Source organism: Pseudoalteromonas byunsanensis (assembly GCF_001854475.1).
In the GTDB taxonomy this organism is placed as follows: domain Bacteria; phylum Pseudomonadota; class Gammaproteobacteria; order Enterobacterales; family Alteromonadaceae; genus Pseudoalteromonas; species Pseudoalteromonas byunsanensis.
On record NZ_MNAN01000037.1, the window covers coordinates 27,689 to 44,388 of the forward strand.

Annotated in this window: 10 protein-coding genes; 1 reads left to right on the forward strand and 9 read right to left on the reverse strand. The window is 43.5% G+C overall.

The genetic code is table 11. The features are described from left to right. Positions 1–10 precede the first annotated feature (10 nt). From BIW53_RS18710 to BIW53_RS18740, 7 genes are all read right to left on the reverse strand, one after another. On the reverse strand, positions 11–229 hold the full coding sequence (locus BIW53_RS18710) for a DUF2798 domain-containing protein (RefSeq protein ID WP_070993550.1): 219 nt from the start codon (positions 227–229) through the stop codon (positions 11–13). A 202-nt stretch (positions 230–431) separates the two neighbouring features. Further along, positions 432–2,891, reverse strand: a complete 2,460-nt coding sequence (locus BIW53_RS18715; protein ID WP_070993551.1) for a glycosyl hydrolase family 18 protein — start codon at positions 2,889–2,891, stop codon at positions 432–434. Positions 2,892–3,014: 123 nt separating this feature from the next. Then, positions 3,015–4,451 carry a lytic polysaccharide monooxygenase gene (locus BIW53_RS18720; protein ID WP_070993552.1) on the reverse strand — a complete coding sequence of 479 codons (1,437 nt, stop codon included), beginning with the start codon at positions 4,449–4,451 and terminating at the stop codon, positions 3,015–3,017. A 47-nt stretch (positions 4,452–4,498) separates the two neighbouring features. Further along, the gene (locus tag BIW53_RS18725) at positions 4,499–7,621 is read right to left on the reverse strand and encodes a glycosyl hydrolase family 18 protein (protein WP_070993553.1); all 3,123 of its coding nucleotides are present in this window, start codon (positions 7,619–7,621) and stop codon (positions 4,499–4,501) included. Positions 7,622–8,192: 571 nt separating this feature from the next. After that, positions 8,193–9,158, reverse strand: coding sequence for a sensor histidine kinase (locus BIW53_RS18730; RefSeq protein ID WP_070993554.1), 966 nt, complete (start codon positions 9,156–9,158; stop codon positions 8,193–8,195). After that, a complete protein-coding gene (locus BIW53_RS18735; protein WP_070993555.1) occupies positions 9,139–9,705 on the reverse strand; it encodes a heme NO-binding domain-containing protein in 567 nt (188 codons plus the stop codon). The genes BIW53_RS18730 and BIW53_RS18735 overlap by 20 nt, the downstream gene beginning before the upstream one ends. Positions 9,706–9,708: 3 nt before the next feature. Then, complete coding sequence (locus BIW53_RS18740; protein ID WP_070993556.1) at positions 9,709–10,833, reverse strand: HDOD domain-containing protein; 1,125 nt, start codon at positions 10,831–10,833, stop codon at positions 9,709–9,711. 88 nt (positions 10,834–10,921) lie between these two features. On the opposite strand from BIW53_RS18740, the gene nosR reads away from it, so the two are divergent. Then, positions 10,922–12,265, forward strand: coding sequence for a response regulator c-di-GMP phosphodiesterase, NosR family (nosR, locus tag BIW53_RS18745; protein WP_070993862.1), 1,344 nt, complete (start codon positions 10,922–10,924; stop codon positions 12,263–12,265). Here the strand turns inward: nosR and BIW53_RS18750 are convergent. Beyond that, a complete protein-coding gene (locus BIW53_RS18750; RefSeq protein ID WP_070993557.1) occupies positions 12,228–15,344 on the reverse strand; it encodes an efflux RND transporter permease subunit in 3,117 nt (1,038 codons plus the stop codon). The genes nosR and BIW53_RS18750 overlap by 38 nt on opposite strands. Further along, the gene (locus BIW53_RS18755) at positions 15,341–16,699 is read right to left on the reverse strand and encodes an efflux RND transporter periplasmic adaptor subunit (RefSeq protein ID WP_070993558.1); all 1,359 of its coding nucleotides are present in this window, start codon (positions 16,697–16,699) and stop codon (positions 15,341–15,343) included. The genes BIW53_RS18750 and BIW53_RS18755 overlap by 4 nt, the downstream gene beginning before the upstream one ends. Position 16,700 lies beyond the last annotated feature (1 nt).

Consider the following 16,700-nt stretch of genomic DNA (forward strand, 5'->3'; position numbering starts at 1 on the left):
AACATGTGAGTTAGGGCAGTAGCTTTTGAGTGATTTTTTGTGCAACTGGCGCACTGAAAAATGAAATCACGGCGGCGGCCGGCCAAGCCAACAGAAAAGCTCGTCCCCAGTCAATCAAAAAGTGTTCACTTAGTCCTAAGTTGATATAAGTCACCCATAACGTCATGAGAATTGAAAGAAAAAGTGACAGCAACATAGTAAAAACTATACGGTGTTTGAGTGATGGCATGACGGTAAATGTCCTACAGCAATTCCAGAGCGGGCAGGATATAAGATCATGCAATTTAAATCTAGACGTAATACTGCTTCATCAGAGTTTGAATGCAAAAAAGCCAGCGCTTTATGTGCGCTGGCTTCGTATTACTTAATTGGCATTTGCTGTGCTCGTCCTTGAGTCAACCCTCAAGTATGCAGCATTTTGCTCACTGTTCTTAAAGTGCTTGCCAAACCATCGCAGTGCCAGGTTCTTCACCACGGGTCCACCACTTAGCTCGGTACTCTTTTCCTTGGTGCACAACAACATCACCACCCCAGTAAACAGTGTTGCGATCCCAAGTATTTACTGGCTCTGAAACATCTTTAACGGTCACTTTGAAAGACTCAGAAGCCGAAGCTTTACCATCTGAAACCGTAACCGACACGGTATACATAGTGTCTTGTGCGACTTCGCCCGCACTGAGGCTAACGTTCGCACCAGAGCCCACCAGCGTCAGACCAGCCGGTACATCCCAAGTGTAAGTCAACGCATCATTGTCAGCGTCTGTCGCAGTTGCGCTTACATTCACTTGAGCCGATTCGTCTACCATTACATCAGCAATTGGTTGTAACACTGGTGCTGAGTTTGATGCAGTAGTTACAGTCACTGTAACATCTTTAGAAACCGCCACTTTGCCGTCAGATACTGTCACAGTCAGTGTGTAATTAGTATCCGCTGCAACAGTTGGTGCTGTTACTGAAACGCTGGCAGTATTTGTATTTGCAAGCGTTAATGGCGCATCACCTGTCCACGAATACGTTAGCGTATCACGGTCTGCATCCGTTGCCGTTGCAGTAACCGTCACTGTACCACCGTTACTAACAGTTACTTGGCTATCGACTGACACAACTGGAGCACGATTAGGTGGTAAATCACCAGCTAGACCTTCGTGCATCGCATTTAGAATATCACCATTATCAGCGTCAATTTCCCAAGCGAATAGACCACCCAAATCGTTCACTTTAACATAACTACCTTTAGCCATGACCGAGCGAGGGTTATCGTAAGTGAGTAATTTACCATTGCTACGGTTCCAAACATAAGCGCCTTCTGCCTGATCATCATAGCCGGCTTCAAAACCGTTAATACCTGTACCATTTGGACCTAGCAAGTTAGCAACAATGCCTTTATAGTCCATGATCCCCGCTTCCCAAACACCTTCTGAAGTAGAGCCTGTGAACTTACCGTTACCCGGTGCTGTCATTGGGTTACCCGCAATGGTCGCATTTGCTTCCATTACACCTTCCCAACCACGACCGTACATTGCAGCCCCCATAACTAGCTTTTTAGAATCAACACCTTGTGCAAGTAATAACTTGATAGCATTGTGAGCACTATACGCCGGACCTTTACGAGGCTCACCGTTGTCATCTAGCCCCGTACCATTACATTCATCAGTGCTGATATGAGAACCACAATACAGAGCAGTCTGATGACCTGTTACATTGTTCCAACCACCGAAAAAGTCATACGTCATTGCAAAGATATAATCCATGTGCTGAGAAGCAGCTTGATAGTCAACATCTTCAATTTTGTCATAGCCAGAACCGATTGCAGAGGTCAGTTCATATTGACGACCAGTTTCAGCTTCTAGCTCATCTAACATCGCACGTAACTCTTTCATCAGTGCAACATATGCCGGACCATCATTGACCGGATCACCTAAGTCTGGGTTAGGGCCATCACCACCTGGGAATTCCCAGTCGATATCGACACCATCATAGAACTTCCACGTTTTTAGGAATTTCTTCATTGATGCAACAAAGGTGTCACGATTTGCTTTGTTGGTAAAAGCATGGAATGGGTCAGAAAGTGTCCATCCCCCCACTGAAGGTAAGATTTTTAGGTCAGGGTAACGTTGCTTAAGTGCCATTAGTTGCGCATAAGTACCACGGATAGGATCTTTAGAGTCAACACCTGGCAATGCTTTTTGAACCGCAGCCCAAGGGTCATGAATCACTACCTCATAATCTGCGCTGCCCGCACAAGCAGTTTGTAACGCTCGCCAACTGTTACCGTTTTCGATTTGTTTTAACGACTCATTTTCACCACAAATTGGAATGAAACCATATAGTAAGTGAGATAGGTTCTGCGCAGGAATTTTAGTTACATCAAAATTGCGGCCATAGATACCCCACTCTACAAAATATGCACCTGTCACGTAGTTCGGGTTAGTACCATAATCTTTATTATTAGGATTCACATTCATTGGCAGTGGGTCTAAATGACCACCGTCTGTGTCTGCGATCACAATCTGTTTACCTGCGCTGCGCGCACATGCTTGACCTTCACATAGCTCAACATACAAAGTATGGCGACCTGAACTTGTATAAGGGAACTCAATAGTGCCGCTCTTAGTTCCAGCAGGCAACGTTCCCTCATTTACAAGCATATCATCAAAGTAAACTTTATAGCCGTCGCCACCTGAGCCACTCCAAGCATTCCATTTTATGCTGATGTTGACCTGCTCTTTTGCTTTTACAAGATCTTTATATGAACCAGCACCATCTAGGTTTACTTCTACAAAAGAGTACTGCTGCGCCTCCCAGCTTAAGCTTGGTGTTGAAGGAGCCGCAACTACAGCTCCAGACATCATCGCCAGGGCAATCGCCCCTGTAAGTTGTTTTACTTTCATTACTTTCTCAACCTTATTTACATGTTATATCCAGCCAATAAAGGTGGATGATTGTTGTACCAATACTAAATAAACTCTCTGCTCACAGTGTACCGCCACCCATCAGTGGCGGTGTTAAGCGGATTACAGTGCTAGCCAAACCAAGGCTGTACCCGGTTCTTCACCTCGAGTCCACCACTTCGCCTGATAGTTTTTGCCATTGTGAGACACTTTGTCTCCACCCACATAGGTCGCTTCAGGGCGCCATGCTGGAAACTCAGATTGATTGACATCCTTCACCGTCACTGACACTTGTGCCGATGTACTTAGTTCACCATCTGACACTGTCACATTGATGGTATACTCAGTGTCGGCAGACACCTCTGGTGCGGACAATTCAATCGTAGCACCCGTTCCTGTCCAGCTCAGAGCCTGTGGTACCTGCCATTGATATGACAAAGTTTGCTGCTCATCATCAAAAGCATGAAGATGTAACGTTGTACTTGACAGTTCATCCATCACGAGCGGCTCAGGCTGATGGATTTGTGGGGGGGTGTTATCCGGTGCAGATTGCAAAGTCAGGTTGTAGCTATAACTTGAGTTACTCACAAACACTTCATTGGAGAGTAGGTTTTGCGCGTCAAACGTAATCTCCCCATCACTGTTTTTAACTCCAACCTGCATAATGCTGGCGTGATCAAGGTTTAACATCTGTGCGAGTTGTTCAGCCCAGTTGCCGTGGTTAAAATCCGTCACCTTCAGCGACGTACTCACCAATTCCTTACCTGTTTCATCGAATACCCGCGCCCATGCCGTATCACCCACGTTCGCTTGCTGCCCTTGGGCAACAAAATAACCGGCACTGCTCCACTGTATGGGACCTGTGTCACGCACTATAGTTACGTCGCTACAGTTGTAAAAACCTTCACCCACTGCATCAATTCGTTGCCAGCGTGTATATAAAACAGCCTCACCTACGCGGTCCTGAGGAATACTCACTTTCATGTCATAAAAACGTTTGCCATCAGGGTCTTTGACAAAATCTACGTTACCCAGCTCTGTGATAAGTTCTAAGTCTTCCCAGCGCACCGTGTCCGTAGCTCTATCGAAACCGGGCTTGGTAAGATAAAACTTCCAAAAACTTGGGTTGTGTGGCGTAGTAGCTCGAAACCTTACTGCCACTTCACCATTAGCGTTAGGCATGATCTCAGTACTTTGCCAATGTGCTGAGGGTACATCCATACCTCTTTTGCGGTTGTCTCCCCCTGCACACAAACGACCATTAGGCACGTTGGCTTCAACAGCACTTTGATCATTGTAATTTGCGGTATTTACTGAAAATTCATGTTCCTGAATAAACTGGACATAACCCGACTCTAAAAACGCAGCGCGACACGCTAGGTTCGGAATGTTTGTACCATCTTCCGGCCACCAGTAACCACCTTGTGCTTCACAAATTGATTGTCTTGCTTTGGGAAAATCCATAAAGCCATGGGCGTTGACCTTGTAACTCACGGCGCTCATAAACACGGTGCTGATACTTGCAACCAGCAAAGGGGTTTTAAATAACTTGCTGTTCATTGTTGTGTTCTCCAAAGATGGGCAGCTTATTGCTGCCCGTCCAATCGTTACAGGCTACATGCCAGTTGATAATCGCTACTGCCTTCAGGGGCCTTGTTAGTCCACCACTTGGCTTTATAGATAATGTCGCCTTGGCGTACTAAATCTCCTTGTGCGGCATGTGTGCCACGCGGTAGCGTTGGATATACAACAATGTCTTGAATCGGTGTGCCTTCACACTCTGTCACAGGTTCACCACCATCATCACCCGGTACAGCTTCAGGTAACTGCGGATATTCATACTTGAAGGCGAACTTCTTACCATCTTTCTCTGCAATAAAGTTGATAGGTCCTGTGATTGGCATGTAGTACATAACTTGTGCGTTGACGGTTTCACCCGGTGCAAATGATTTAGGTGTGCCACCCCATTCATTTTTCAACGTGATTGAAAAGCGGTGGAACTCATTTTCAAAACCACCAATGTTATTACCAGCGGCGTTTGAACCATTCACCTCAACCGCCATGCCTAGTTTTTCAGTGGCATTCCAGTTTGATTTAAAGATGGCTGATGTTGCCACTGGTACATCAAACGAAATTTTCGCGCCAGTTAAATCTATTTGTGAGTTGTTAGTAAACGAGAACGTTGGGCTAATTGGGTAATTTGCATCCCCCAGCGGGAAGTCCTTCGCCACAAAGCTTACATCTATCGATTTTTCAGGTAACTGGAAGTCTGCATTACCTTGATGCACGTTATATGGAGCACCACTTTGGTTAAACTTGTCATACGCCAGCTTAGTCAAGCTCGACCCCATAAAGTATTCACCCTTTGCGGCATCGTAATCAAAATCCCCTGCCAGTTCCCAAAACATGATACCGCCAAGGCCATTATTAATTACATAATCAACTTTAGCGCCCATTGATTCCTCATCTTCGATGGAAATGAACACTTTTTTCTGTTCATTCCACAGCCACGGAGCCACAGCAACGGAATCATAATGGCGACTATAAGTGCCTGTTAGCGTATCGGTTGGATCATTCTCTGGGTCAAGACCATAGTCAGTAAGGTAGCTTGGCGTGACACCTTGTTGTAGGTTTTTAGCATGCCAAAGTGGATTAGAGCCGGCAGGTACTTCAAGTCCTACATCGTTCTTATCGTGCCATAAATTATCAATCCCTACCGCACCATTACCACACTTGTTCTTATCACCCTTACCCGTGCCTGGCGGACAGTTTGCTTGATCAGCCAGTGCTGCTTGGCCCCACAGACCATTCGTGCCACCTTGTACATTTTGGAAACCACGCGTGTAGTAAGGGATACCGATGTTGATGCGCCCCGCTGAAATTGAGCCTCTGAAATAACGAACAGCCCAATCGGTATTTAAATAGCCAATGCCTTCAAATTCAGGTGTACCATATACATTCCACTGTTTAAGCTCAGAATCTTCACCAGTATCAAATAACGCAGCATTGTGGCCCACATGAGAGTTCCATGCACCATGCAAGTCGTAAGACATAATATTTACATAGTCTAAGTATTTAACTGACTGGAATGTTTCCATACCACGTAATAGATAACCTGAAGATGGTGATGCAATAGTCAACATATAGTGTTGGCCATCTTTTTCACCGGCTTTATCTAATTCTTCGCGTAAACGCTCCATAAGCACTTTATAAGACGCATTTAAACCGCCGCGACGCGCGTTAGAAATAGGGAAGTCATCTGGGTGTCCAGAATCATCCATTGAAGATGGGTACTCATAGTCAATATCCACCCCATCAAAACCATATTTCTTGATGAATTCCACCGCACTTTTGGCAAACGCTTCAATACCTGCGTGATTTATTGAGCCATCAGCATTGGTCGTCATCGTGTAAAAACCACCACTGTTTACGCGTTTACCATCAGAACCAAAGTATCCGCCAGTCTCAGCCCAGCCACCCACGGAAATAAGTGTTTTCACATCTGGATATTGTTTTTTGTACTTATTGAGCAGGTTAAAGTGACCTTTATAAGGTAAGCTCGGGTCCATCTCAGCACCCGCAACCCCCGGCCATTCCATGTTTGTCGCTGGGTTACCGGCTGCGCTTGGGTCGCCAATTGAAACTTTATTGTTGGCATCTACGTGAGCAAATGCATAGTTAATGTGCGTAATTTTGTCCCAAGGGATATCTTTTACTAGATAACTAGGTTGACCGTTTGCACCATTTCTCCAACTGGTAAAATAACCAATGACACGGCGAGGGTGGTCCTGCCCCATAATTTCACGGCCATTTTGGTCGTAAACCGTACAATATGGTGTGTTCACACCCGGTGTTTGATACAAGCCTTCTGGTTTACAGTCATCGGTACCAGGGTTGTCGCTTACAACGTTAATTTGCTTACTGACCTGACCCGTAGCGCCTTCGTTATCTGTCACGGTTAACGTAAATGTTACCTGACCCAACTCCTCAGCTACCCAAGTATGCTCAGTTGCAGTTCCATTTGTTGCAACCACCTCTGTGCCATCAACGGCAAAGCTCAATTTAGTAACAGAACCATCTTCATCAGTACCAGAAAGAGCAAATTTAACGCTAGAGCCCACCGTTACTTTCGGCGGTAGATTCACCAAATCAAGTACTGCAACAGGCACTTTGTTAAGTGGCGGGCCACTTTTAACAATGACTTGATGACTAAGCATACTCGATACTGCGCCTTCGTTATCAGTCGCTTTAACTGAAATGGTATGCGTACCTTCTACCGCATTCCACGCTGCTTCAAAGTTGTCATTTGTACCTGACGTATCGGTCAAGAGCAAAGAACCATTTACGTAAAAGTCAACTTTGCTAACTGTACCGTCTTCATCCGTTGCATTAGCAATAATGGCAACGCTGTCATTAACGTTAAACTCAGAACCATCAACTGGGCTTAACTGGTTGATTTTTGGATCCTTATTAATGACAACGCTGTCACAAGCACCCAAATTTTTCCACTCTTGCCATGGACCAGAATGCGTTTCTGGCTCTGATTGAGTCCACCATTTGGCCTCATATGCCACTTCATTTTGTTGGACCACGTTACCCGCTGTTAGCGTCATACCTGACTGCCATATTGGGACACCGGTGCAATCGTATGCGTGTGATTGCGCCCCCATTAACCCTAAAGTTAAGGCACTCAGTTTGAGTGCCGACTTGAGTAATTTTTGTGAACTCATGATTATCTCCGACCTTTACATGTAACTTTTGTTTAACAAATTAACATTAAAGCTAACACATAAAATGGGAGCGTCAATCACGTTTTGTTCACTTTTCACCCTGCCATACAAGCCACACAAGGTCAGAGTAGTAATATATTCGTATAGATGTTGCACAAAAACCAAACAGAGATCATCCCATTCTTTTCAGTAATTACATGAAATGGATTCATAGTAAAAATATTAGACATGAAAAATTTAATATATAAAAACAAAAGGTTGTGAAAATAAAATGTCATATTACAAATTATTTTTATAGCTAAAACGAAGAAAAACTAATCCGAATGAGAAGGAGTTTATATATTTCAAAAAAATATAAGAAGATCATTTTTGCTATAAATAAATATAACCCGCCCAAATATTACGTTAACGTTAACGTCAACACCAATGATGCAAATGTATGTTTTTTAGTTATTTGAACTAGCTTTTATATGCTTTTTGGACCTATTAAAGTAAAGTTGTAACTGACACCCGTGAGAATTTACAGGCTAGGAATACTGCGAAAATGACTAACCCTAGATAAAATGTACGATTAGAGGTTACTTAGAGGCTCTGTCAATATTGGCAGCTCACATAGAATTTTACTGCCACTGCCTTGAGTGCTTTTTATAGTTATAAGCCCTTGATGTTCGATTATTATTCCATAAACAATGGCCATTCCCATTCCTGTTCCCTGACCGACTGGTTTAGTAGTAAAAAATGGCTCAAAAATGTGTGCAATAGTCTGTTCACTCATGCCGCAGCCATTATCTTCAACACTTAGGTAAATATTGTCTTGTTCACGGTAAAGCTCAACCACAATTTCTGCCTTTTGTGCATTTCCCTCACATGCTTGCTGTGCATTTAGCAGAAGGTTAACAAACACTTGGTTGAGCGCAGCTAAATTACAATAGCTAAGCGGTATAGGTTGTATATGACAGATAAGGTGTGTACTTTTGAGTTGATTATGCAAAAGCTTTATCGCACTTTCTAGAGATTCACGAATATCGCCCATCGCCAATAAATTGTTTTTTGGCCTAGCAAAACTCAAAAGATTTTTTACGATAGCGCCTATTCTTTTGAGCCCTTCCTGCGCGTCGTCCAGTAATTCATCTATATCACTCAACAGAAAATCAAATGACTGCTGTTGGTTTAAACGGTGCAGCTCCACTTTCAGCTCTTCGGGGCTAAGTTTTCCATCTAACACATTTTTTGCGATGACTAACAACTCATTGATAGCAGGTTTGACATAATTGAGACTTTCTAAATTGCTCATTACATAAGCCAATGGGTTATTTATTTCATGAGCCACTCCCGCCGATAGGGTGCCTAAAGTCGCCATCTTCTCGGTCTGCATGAGTACTGCTTGTTGGTTTTGAAGTTGTACAACTTTCTCTTCCAATGCTTTGTTTGATTGGTAGAGCTCCCTAGTTTTTTCTTCAAGAATATGTTCTAACTCATCCCTAGCTTGTTTCTCTCTGAGGTATGCACGATAGTATTCATCGGTTGATTTTTCCATGTTCTTTTTCCTCGAAAGTAAGTAATAAAGTACATTCCTGTTCACCTTCGTGCATACATTTTTGATGATCAATACTGATATTCATTTGATAGTACGATGCAGCGCCATTAATGAGCCCTTCTGCACAAAAGCACAGCTTTCTATTAGAGCGATAAAACATCAGAATATTGCGCTCGTCGATTTTTTCACAGTGAATTTGAGGCAAGTTAGGTTCATGATATAGCTTTGCCACCTCAGCATGGATCACTGTATCAATCCCCATAATTAAAGAGCTAAAATCTTCAAACTGGACTAAAATCTCGCCATGTTTTTGTGTTAAATAGGCAAACAAAAACTCACCGAAAGTTCTCAAGATATCAGACAGTGGCTTATCGACAACCACAGCAACTTCTTGCGCTAAGGCAAAAAGCTCATCGTCGGGATAGTTTTTTGCTGATACATATACCCGCTCTGCTGGGGCGTGTTTTTCCATTAACTTTTCCCACACCGTAATGTCGTGTGTTTTGACAACAAGTTCTTCCAACCCTCTGAAAATAATTCCTTTCATGACTCACTCTATCTTGTTTTCTCGACCCTGATACCAAGCCCTTACCGCATCAAACTGCCCACATACCTGTAATCGTGAATAAAGCTCAGGCGTGAGATCAAAAACTTTTTTTTGCCTCAACTGCTCTGATATAGCATGAAGTAAAGTTAATGAAATATTGGGTTCAAGCGGTAAATCATTAACCAGTTGAGCCCTAACTAGGGATTCGTCAAACCCCCACAATGCTAGTAAATAAGCGGCCAAAGCGTAGTTAGAAACCGAGTTTGATGCGTATTGTGGCAATACACACTCTTTGGTCAAAACCCCTACCGCACTTAACAGACAACATGCAAAAGCATTCTGTTGAACATCACTACTTTGTTTTAAGTATCGTGTAAGCGACTTTACCATTAATGCCTTTTCTAGCGCTTCATCAATCAAAGCTTCAATTTGGGCTTGTTTTAATCGATTAATAAATAGCTGTGACATCTCATAACAGGTCACTAATGCCTTCAATGCCACCAAGCCGACACGAACTACCGCCTCTTTAACATCAGCAGTATGGGTTTGGTAGCCCATAAATGCAGAATTTGCTATTTGCAGTAGCTTGCCAACCAAAGCGGGGTCATGACTTAACAAATCCACAAGTTCATTAATGTCTGGCGAACCATGTTGTAGCGCTTCCATCAACCCAGAAATACTCGCTGTTAAACAAGGTAATCCAGTAATTTGCCCTAATTTTACCCGCGTGAGCTTAGTTAATGGCAGGCTTTTAAGGATCAATGTATTAGTGATGACTTGTTTTAAGTGCGTATCTGTAAATGGCTTTACTAAGTGAAAATGAATAGTGTTATCTACTTGAAATCTATACTCTTCTTGTAGGTCACCGCTAAGTAAACACCTTATCGCGCAAGGACATAACACCTTTGCGCGAGACAGTACATCCAAGCCAGAAACCGCTCCGAGCTGTACTTCACATAGAATAATGTCAGGTTCGCCCTGCTCTTGGAGGCACCGTTCAAACTCATCGCTGTGTTGCAAACTGACGATAACTGCATTTTCATACAAGCGACTCAATGAACGTGAAAGTGCCTTAAGCACCAACTCATCGTCATCAATCAGCAGTATATTTATCGTCAGATCCGTCATGCAACTTTATCCTGCGATGGGAAATTGTGTATATAGACAGCTTAGTCTAAATTTATTTACATACACATTTTGTAATCTACTGTTTTTTATGCAAGATATTGAGAAGCTCAACCAACTTGAAAAACGTCCCGCACATGTGCTGTTGTTGGACGATGAACCGAGCGTGCTTAGAGCTCTGTCGCGCCTATTAAATCACCATAAAATACAAACGACTACATATACTTCAGGTGAAGAAGCATTGTCAGCGATGGAAAGTCGTGAATTTGATGTGGTGATCAGTGACATGAGAATGCCGAACATGGATGGGCTGGAGTTTTTAACAAAGGCGATGAATACCTCGCCCGACTCACAACGTATGCTATTAACTGGCTATGCAGATATAGAAGCCACCATCGATGCCATTAATAAAGCAAAGATCCATGCTTACATGAACAAGCCATGGGAAAATGACCATTTGGTTCACGCCGTAAAACAAGCCATAGATAAATATCGTTTAACTAAACATAACTCTATTTTACAAGAACATGTGCTGGCGCAAAACAAACAACTCAACGAGCTAAACCACTCACTAGAGCAACTCGTTGAAAAGCGCACTCAACAAATTAGGCAGGTTCTCAAAAAGCTCGAGTTCAAACACAAACATGAGCAACATGAACATAGGGCAACCGTCGAGCTGTTGTACAACTTTATCAACGCCAACCCATATATAGATGGAAAACTAGCAAGCAACATAGCAAAAACCTGTCGTTTAATTGCTAAACAACTTAAGCTTGATGCAGAAAAAGTCGCAACTGCGGGTATGGCTGGCTTTTTAGCCCAGGTTGGGTTGCTGGCGATGGACCCCGCACTATACAAGGTGCCAACCAGTCAATTAACTGATCAGCAAAAGAAGGTGTACTATACCCATCCTGCAACCGCACAACTGATGCTCATGCCAGCACAACACCTGAACGATGTAACCGAAGCCATCTACCACCAGTATGAGAAATACAACGGCGAAGGGATCCCCAAAGGCCTTGAAGGCAATGCAATCCCAATCTGTGCACAAATTCTCGCTGTTGCACGAGATTACTGGCAATATATGGCGCTTAACCAAAAGGCTGATGACGAGAAACAGTTAGATGCCCTATCCCATATAAAAGCATATAGTGAACACTTTTATAACCCTAGAGTCGTAGCTGCACTTGAAGCCTGTGCGGCACAGCTACACAAGCGAAAAAACGAACAGACCGGCTCAATGCAGATCCTAAGTAGTGAACAACTTACACCAGGTATGGTACTGGGCCTTCCCGTGCATAATCATCAAGGCATCATGCTGCTACCTAAAGGCCATATATTTACCAAAGTCTCTATCACCAAACTCAGACAACTGGAACACCATAAGCCCACACCGTTTAGGTTGATGATAAGCCATCATGCAAATGGTGCTTAGATGTCAAATTAAAATCTTCCAAAAGCACATATATTGATGGTAAAACAAATACTATCAATAGCGTAGACAGCGCCATACCAAACACCATACTCACCACCAAAGGCTGTACAACCTGCGCCTGTAAGCTGGTCTCTAGCAACAGTGGCAAAGTGCCCGCGATAGTGGTGGCTGATGTAATAAAGATGGCTCTAAATCTAGCTTTTGCAGCCATTACCGCTGCGTTCTCCAAGCTTTCACCACTATGTTCATGCTCCTTTATGAATGCAACTAACAAGATAGAGTCATTAACAACAATGCCTGCCAAAGAAATAAAACCGATCATACTGGGCATGGATAAGTCAAAGCCAAGTAAAAAGTGCCCCCACACCACACCAATTAAAGCCAGAGGAATAGCCAGCATAACCATAACCGGTTCAAAATAGCTGCGAAATTGGAAACTCAAAATAACAAACACACCTATTAGCCCTAGTAAAAACTTACCAGCCATCGACCGTCCAGTCTGCGTTCCCGTTTTAATTTCACCTTCATAACTAACGCTCAATTGCGGGCTTTGTATAAGTAAAGGCGCAATTGTCTGCTTTTGTAACTGTGCGACCACTTCATTCGTGTTAGCTACTAGAGCATCCACATCTGCGGTAATGGTCACCGTACGTTGGCCGTCAACCCGATTAATGCGTGTTACACCTTGCTCAAGGTTAAGCTGAGCAAGACTCCCCAGTGGCACCTGTTGACCTGTATTGAGCGAGATCGGATAGTTCAACAAACTATCAATGCTGTTTTTATCGCTCTCTTGTAATCGTACATACACCTCAATACTGGTGTTATCTCTTTGCACCTCAGTGGCTACCTGACCAAACAATGCACTGCGCAATTGAGTTGCTACCGCCTGACCATCAATGCCATGTGACAAAGCTCCGGGTTTTAAGCTAACACGCCATTCGTGCTTACCCAAGCGCAAGTCATCCATCACATTAGAGACTCCAACATACTGAACTAATTGTGCTTTTATCACTTCAGAAGCCTGCATTAGTTCACTCAGCTCACCACCATGTACTCTTATTTCTATCGCACGCCCTGCGGGTCCAAGCGTGGGTTCCTTAAATGATACAGCTCTGACTCCTGCTACCTCACTGACCTGTGCTCGCCACAACTCAACTAACTGTGCCATTTTGGTCCGTCTTTGCTGAGCTGTCAGCAAGTCTACTCGTATAGTCGCTAGATGCTCTCCTTGTTCATATGCATCGGAGTTGCGGTTGTACTGCACAGTCACATGCTCCACCAATGGACTGCTTTCGTTTTTTGATAACTCGTTGCTTACTCGCGTAAGAGATTGCGTGTATTTCGCAACCACGGCTTGAGTATCTGAGAATGCGCTATTTGGTGGTAACAACAAGCGCACTTCCAATGTATCTCCCTCTAACTGCGGAAATGCCTTAAACTTTACAATGCCGCCAGCCATTAAAGCGACAGTGATAAAAAACAGCAGTAGTACCGAACCAATAAATTGATAGCGCTGCTGGACGCACCAATGCACCGCCTTAACTAACGTAGTTGCTCTGAATTGTTCAAATGCTTGGGTAAAGTTTTGCTTAAAACGCCAAGTTGAGGATGCTCGCTTTTTACTGTGACGCAATGAATGCAGTAAATGGTTTGGCAAGATAAAGAATGCTTCAATTATGCTGACAAAAATAGTGGCAATTAAAACCAGTGGAATATCTTTTAGCACTTTACCAATATCACCACTAATAAATGCCAACCCCACAAATACCACTATAGTTGTTAAAAATGATGAAAAGACACCAGGGGCGACTTGAATAACGCCCTTAACCACATCGCCATCCAAATCTTCCCCTTGCTCTACTTTGGTAGCAATACTCTCGGCAATCACTATGGCATCATCCATCAAGATACCAATTGACATTAACAATGCCACCATTGAAATCATGTTAATGCTGACTCCCATCAACATCATCAAGGCAAAAGAACCTAAGAATGAGACCGGCAATCCCATTGACACCCAAAATGAGTATCGAAATGAAAAAAACAAATACATAACCACCAGTACGAGCACAAAACCTTGCCAACCATTGCCCAACAGCATTGTTAACCGATCTTCTATGATTTGCGCCGTATTTTGGGTTAGTGTGAGCGTCACGCCTGTCGGCGCAAGCTGTTGCTCTTTTTCAACAAACTTACTCACCTTCGCGACCAGTGTTATTGCATCCTGACGCTTCGCTTTTTTAATATTCAGTAACGCAACTCGCTGGCCATTAAACACCACTTGTTCCTCGTCCAGTTCAAAACCTTCACTGAGAGTGGCCACATCACGCAAGTAGACTTGTTCACCATTGCTGAGACTTTTTATCACTAAGCCTTCTAAATCTTGGGCAGTTACTCGTTGTTGATCAAAGCGTACCGCCATCGTTTTACCGTCTTGGCTAATCTCTCCCACTGGCAATTTGATATTCTGCTTTTGCAGCAAAACCGCCAGATTATTTGCCGACAATCCATACTCGCGTAACTTAAATAAAGACAGCTCGACCTTAATTTGTTGGTCAGAAAACCCCTCAATATCCACGATATCGATATCATTTTGACGCTTTAACTTGTCTTTTAACTGCTGTGCATATTGCTTTAGTTCATGTATGGGTAAATCCGCACTCACAACTAACGAAATCAAGTGTTGATCGCGGCCTAGCTCTTTTACAATCGGTGTTTCTATCTGTTGTGGAAAGTTATCAATCGCATCAATTTGCGTTTTCACATCAGACATCAATGTAGATACAGCCACTCCCTCTTGAGCTTCTATGGTCAACTTAGCCACCCCTTCACGGGATTCACAACTTAGCGTGGCGATGCCGTTGACTCCATCAACAGCCTCTTCCATTACAATACATAGAGCTTGCTCCACTTCGCCTGAACTAGCTCCGGGGTAAATCACACTGACTTGCACTTTGTCACGGCTAAATTCAGGAAAAGTTTCGCGTTTTAGATCAGGTAAAGCAATTAAGCCAGAAATACAAATCATCAGCATAAGTAAATTAGCTGCCGTTGGATGGCGAGCAAAAAAAGCAATCATGGAAGCTCCTCCACAACGCTCACTTGCATCCCCTCAAGAGTCGGTAGAATATCAGATATTAATACCTGTTCATCGGATTGCACAGTACCTGCAAGCTGGCCGTTTATGGCAGCATATTGCTGCGTAGTAAACAGCACCTCCACAGGCTTTTTACGCAGCACGCCATTTTCAACAACAAAGACATGTCCACTTCTAAGCGCTGACAGTGGTACGCTCAGATAAGCCTTTACCCCACTGCCGATCTTTACCTCAACAAACATATCTTCCAGTAAAGGGGGCTGTTTAATTGGGTCAAAGTTAAGCCATTGATTATGGGTTTCTAAAGCCATTTGCAAGCTATTACTAAGTGCTTCACCACCTTGTGTTATCCGCGTCACTTTAGCGGGCCATTGTATGGTTGAAATAGAATGCTTACCCCCAGCGTCAAGGGCACCAGAATAATAAATTAGCGTCGCCTGCAAAGGCAGAGTACGTACATCGGGAAAACCATCAGCCTTACTATCCTGATTTTGCCAAACTCGGCTGAGTAAGGCGCGGGCTTGAGAATGATTAAACTGTGCGTTTACTTTCATAACCCCTAAATAACGCGCCTCTAGTAATATTGATCGCGCCGTCACTACCTGTTGTTGTTCAATATTCACCTGCGTAATGCGGCTATCCTGTGGCAAAGTTATAATCGTTTTACTTAGCTTCAATTGTGCTTCTTCAACCCGGGCACGCTGCGCCAATACGTTCGCTTGTACTACTGCAAGGTCTGAAGGAATAAGATCAATACTGGTTTTCAATTCCAATACTTTTTGCTGTTGTGAAAATACCTGACTCTGCTGCTGATCAACAACAGATTGAGACACTGAACCTTTTTTAAGTAGGTTTGTTTTTCGTTTTAACTCCTGACGCAAAATATCGAGTCGCTCAGACTCCAAGCGCAACGACTGAGTCATTTTTTGCTGATTAAACTCGATCATATCCACACGCGCTTGCGCTGAACTCAAGTCATACTTAGCTTGGGCCAACTTGAGTTCATAATCAGCTGGGTCTATTTTTAGCACTACGGTGCCAGCATTCAACAATGCGCCTACTTCAAGGTCTGGGTGTTTGTATATCACCCGACCTTCTACCTCTGATATCGCACGCCATATTTGTTTCGCTTGAGCTCGGCCATAACCAACAATATGTTGCGCTAGCATACGCTCTTTAGCAATTCCCACCACAACAGCTGGCTTTACCGCTCTATTAGCCACTTGCTCTGGCGCTGATTTAAACTTCACTAAAATTAACAACGCTAAGATACCAATCAAGGGCAAGACCAATAGCCATCGTTTTTTATCCCTGCTCATGATGCTAGAAATGGCCATA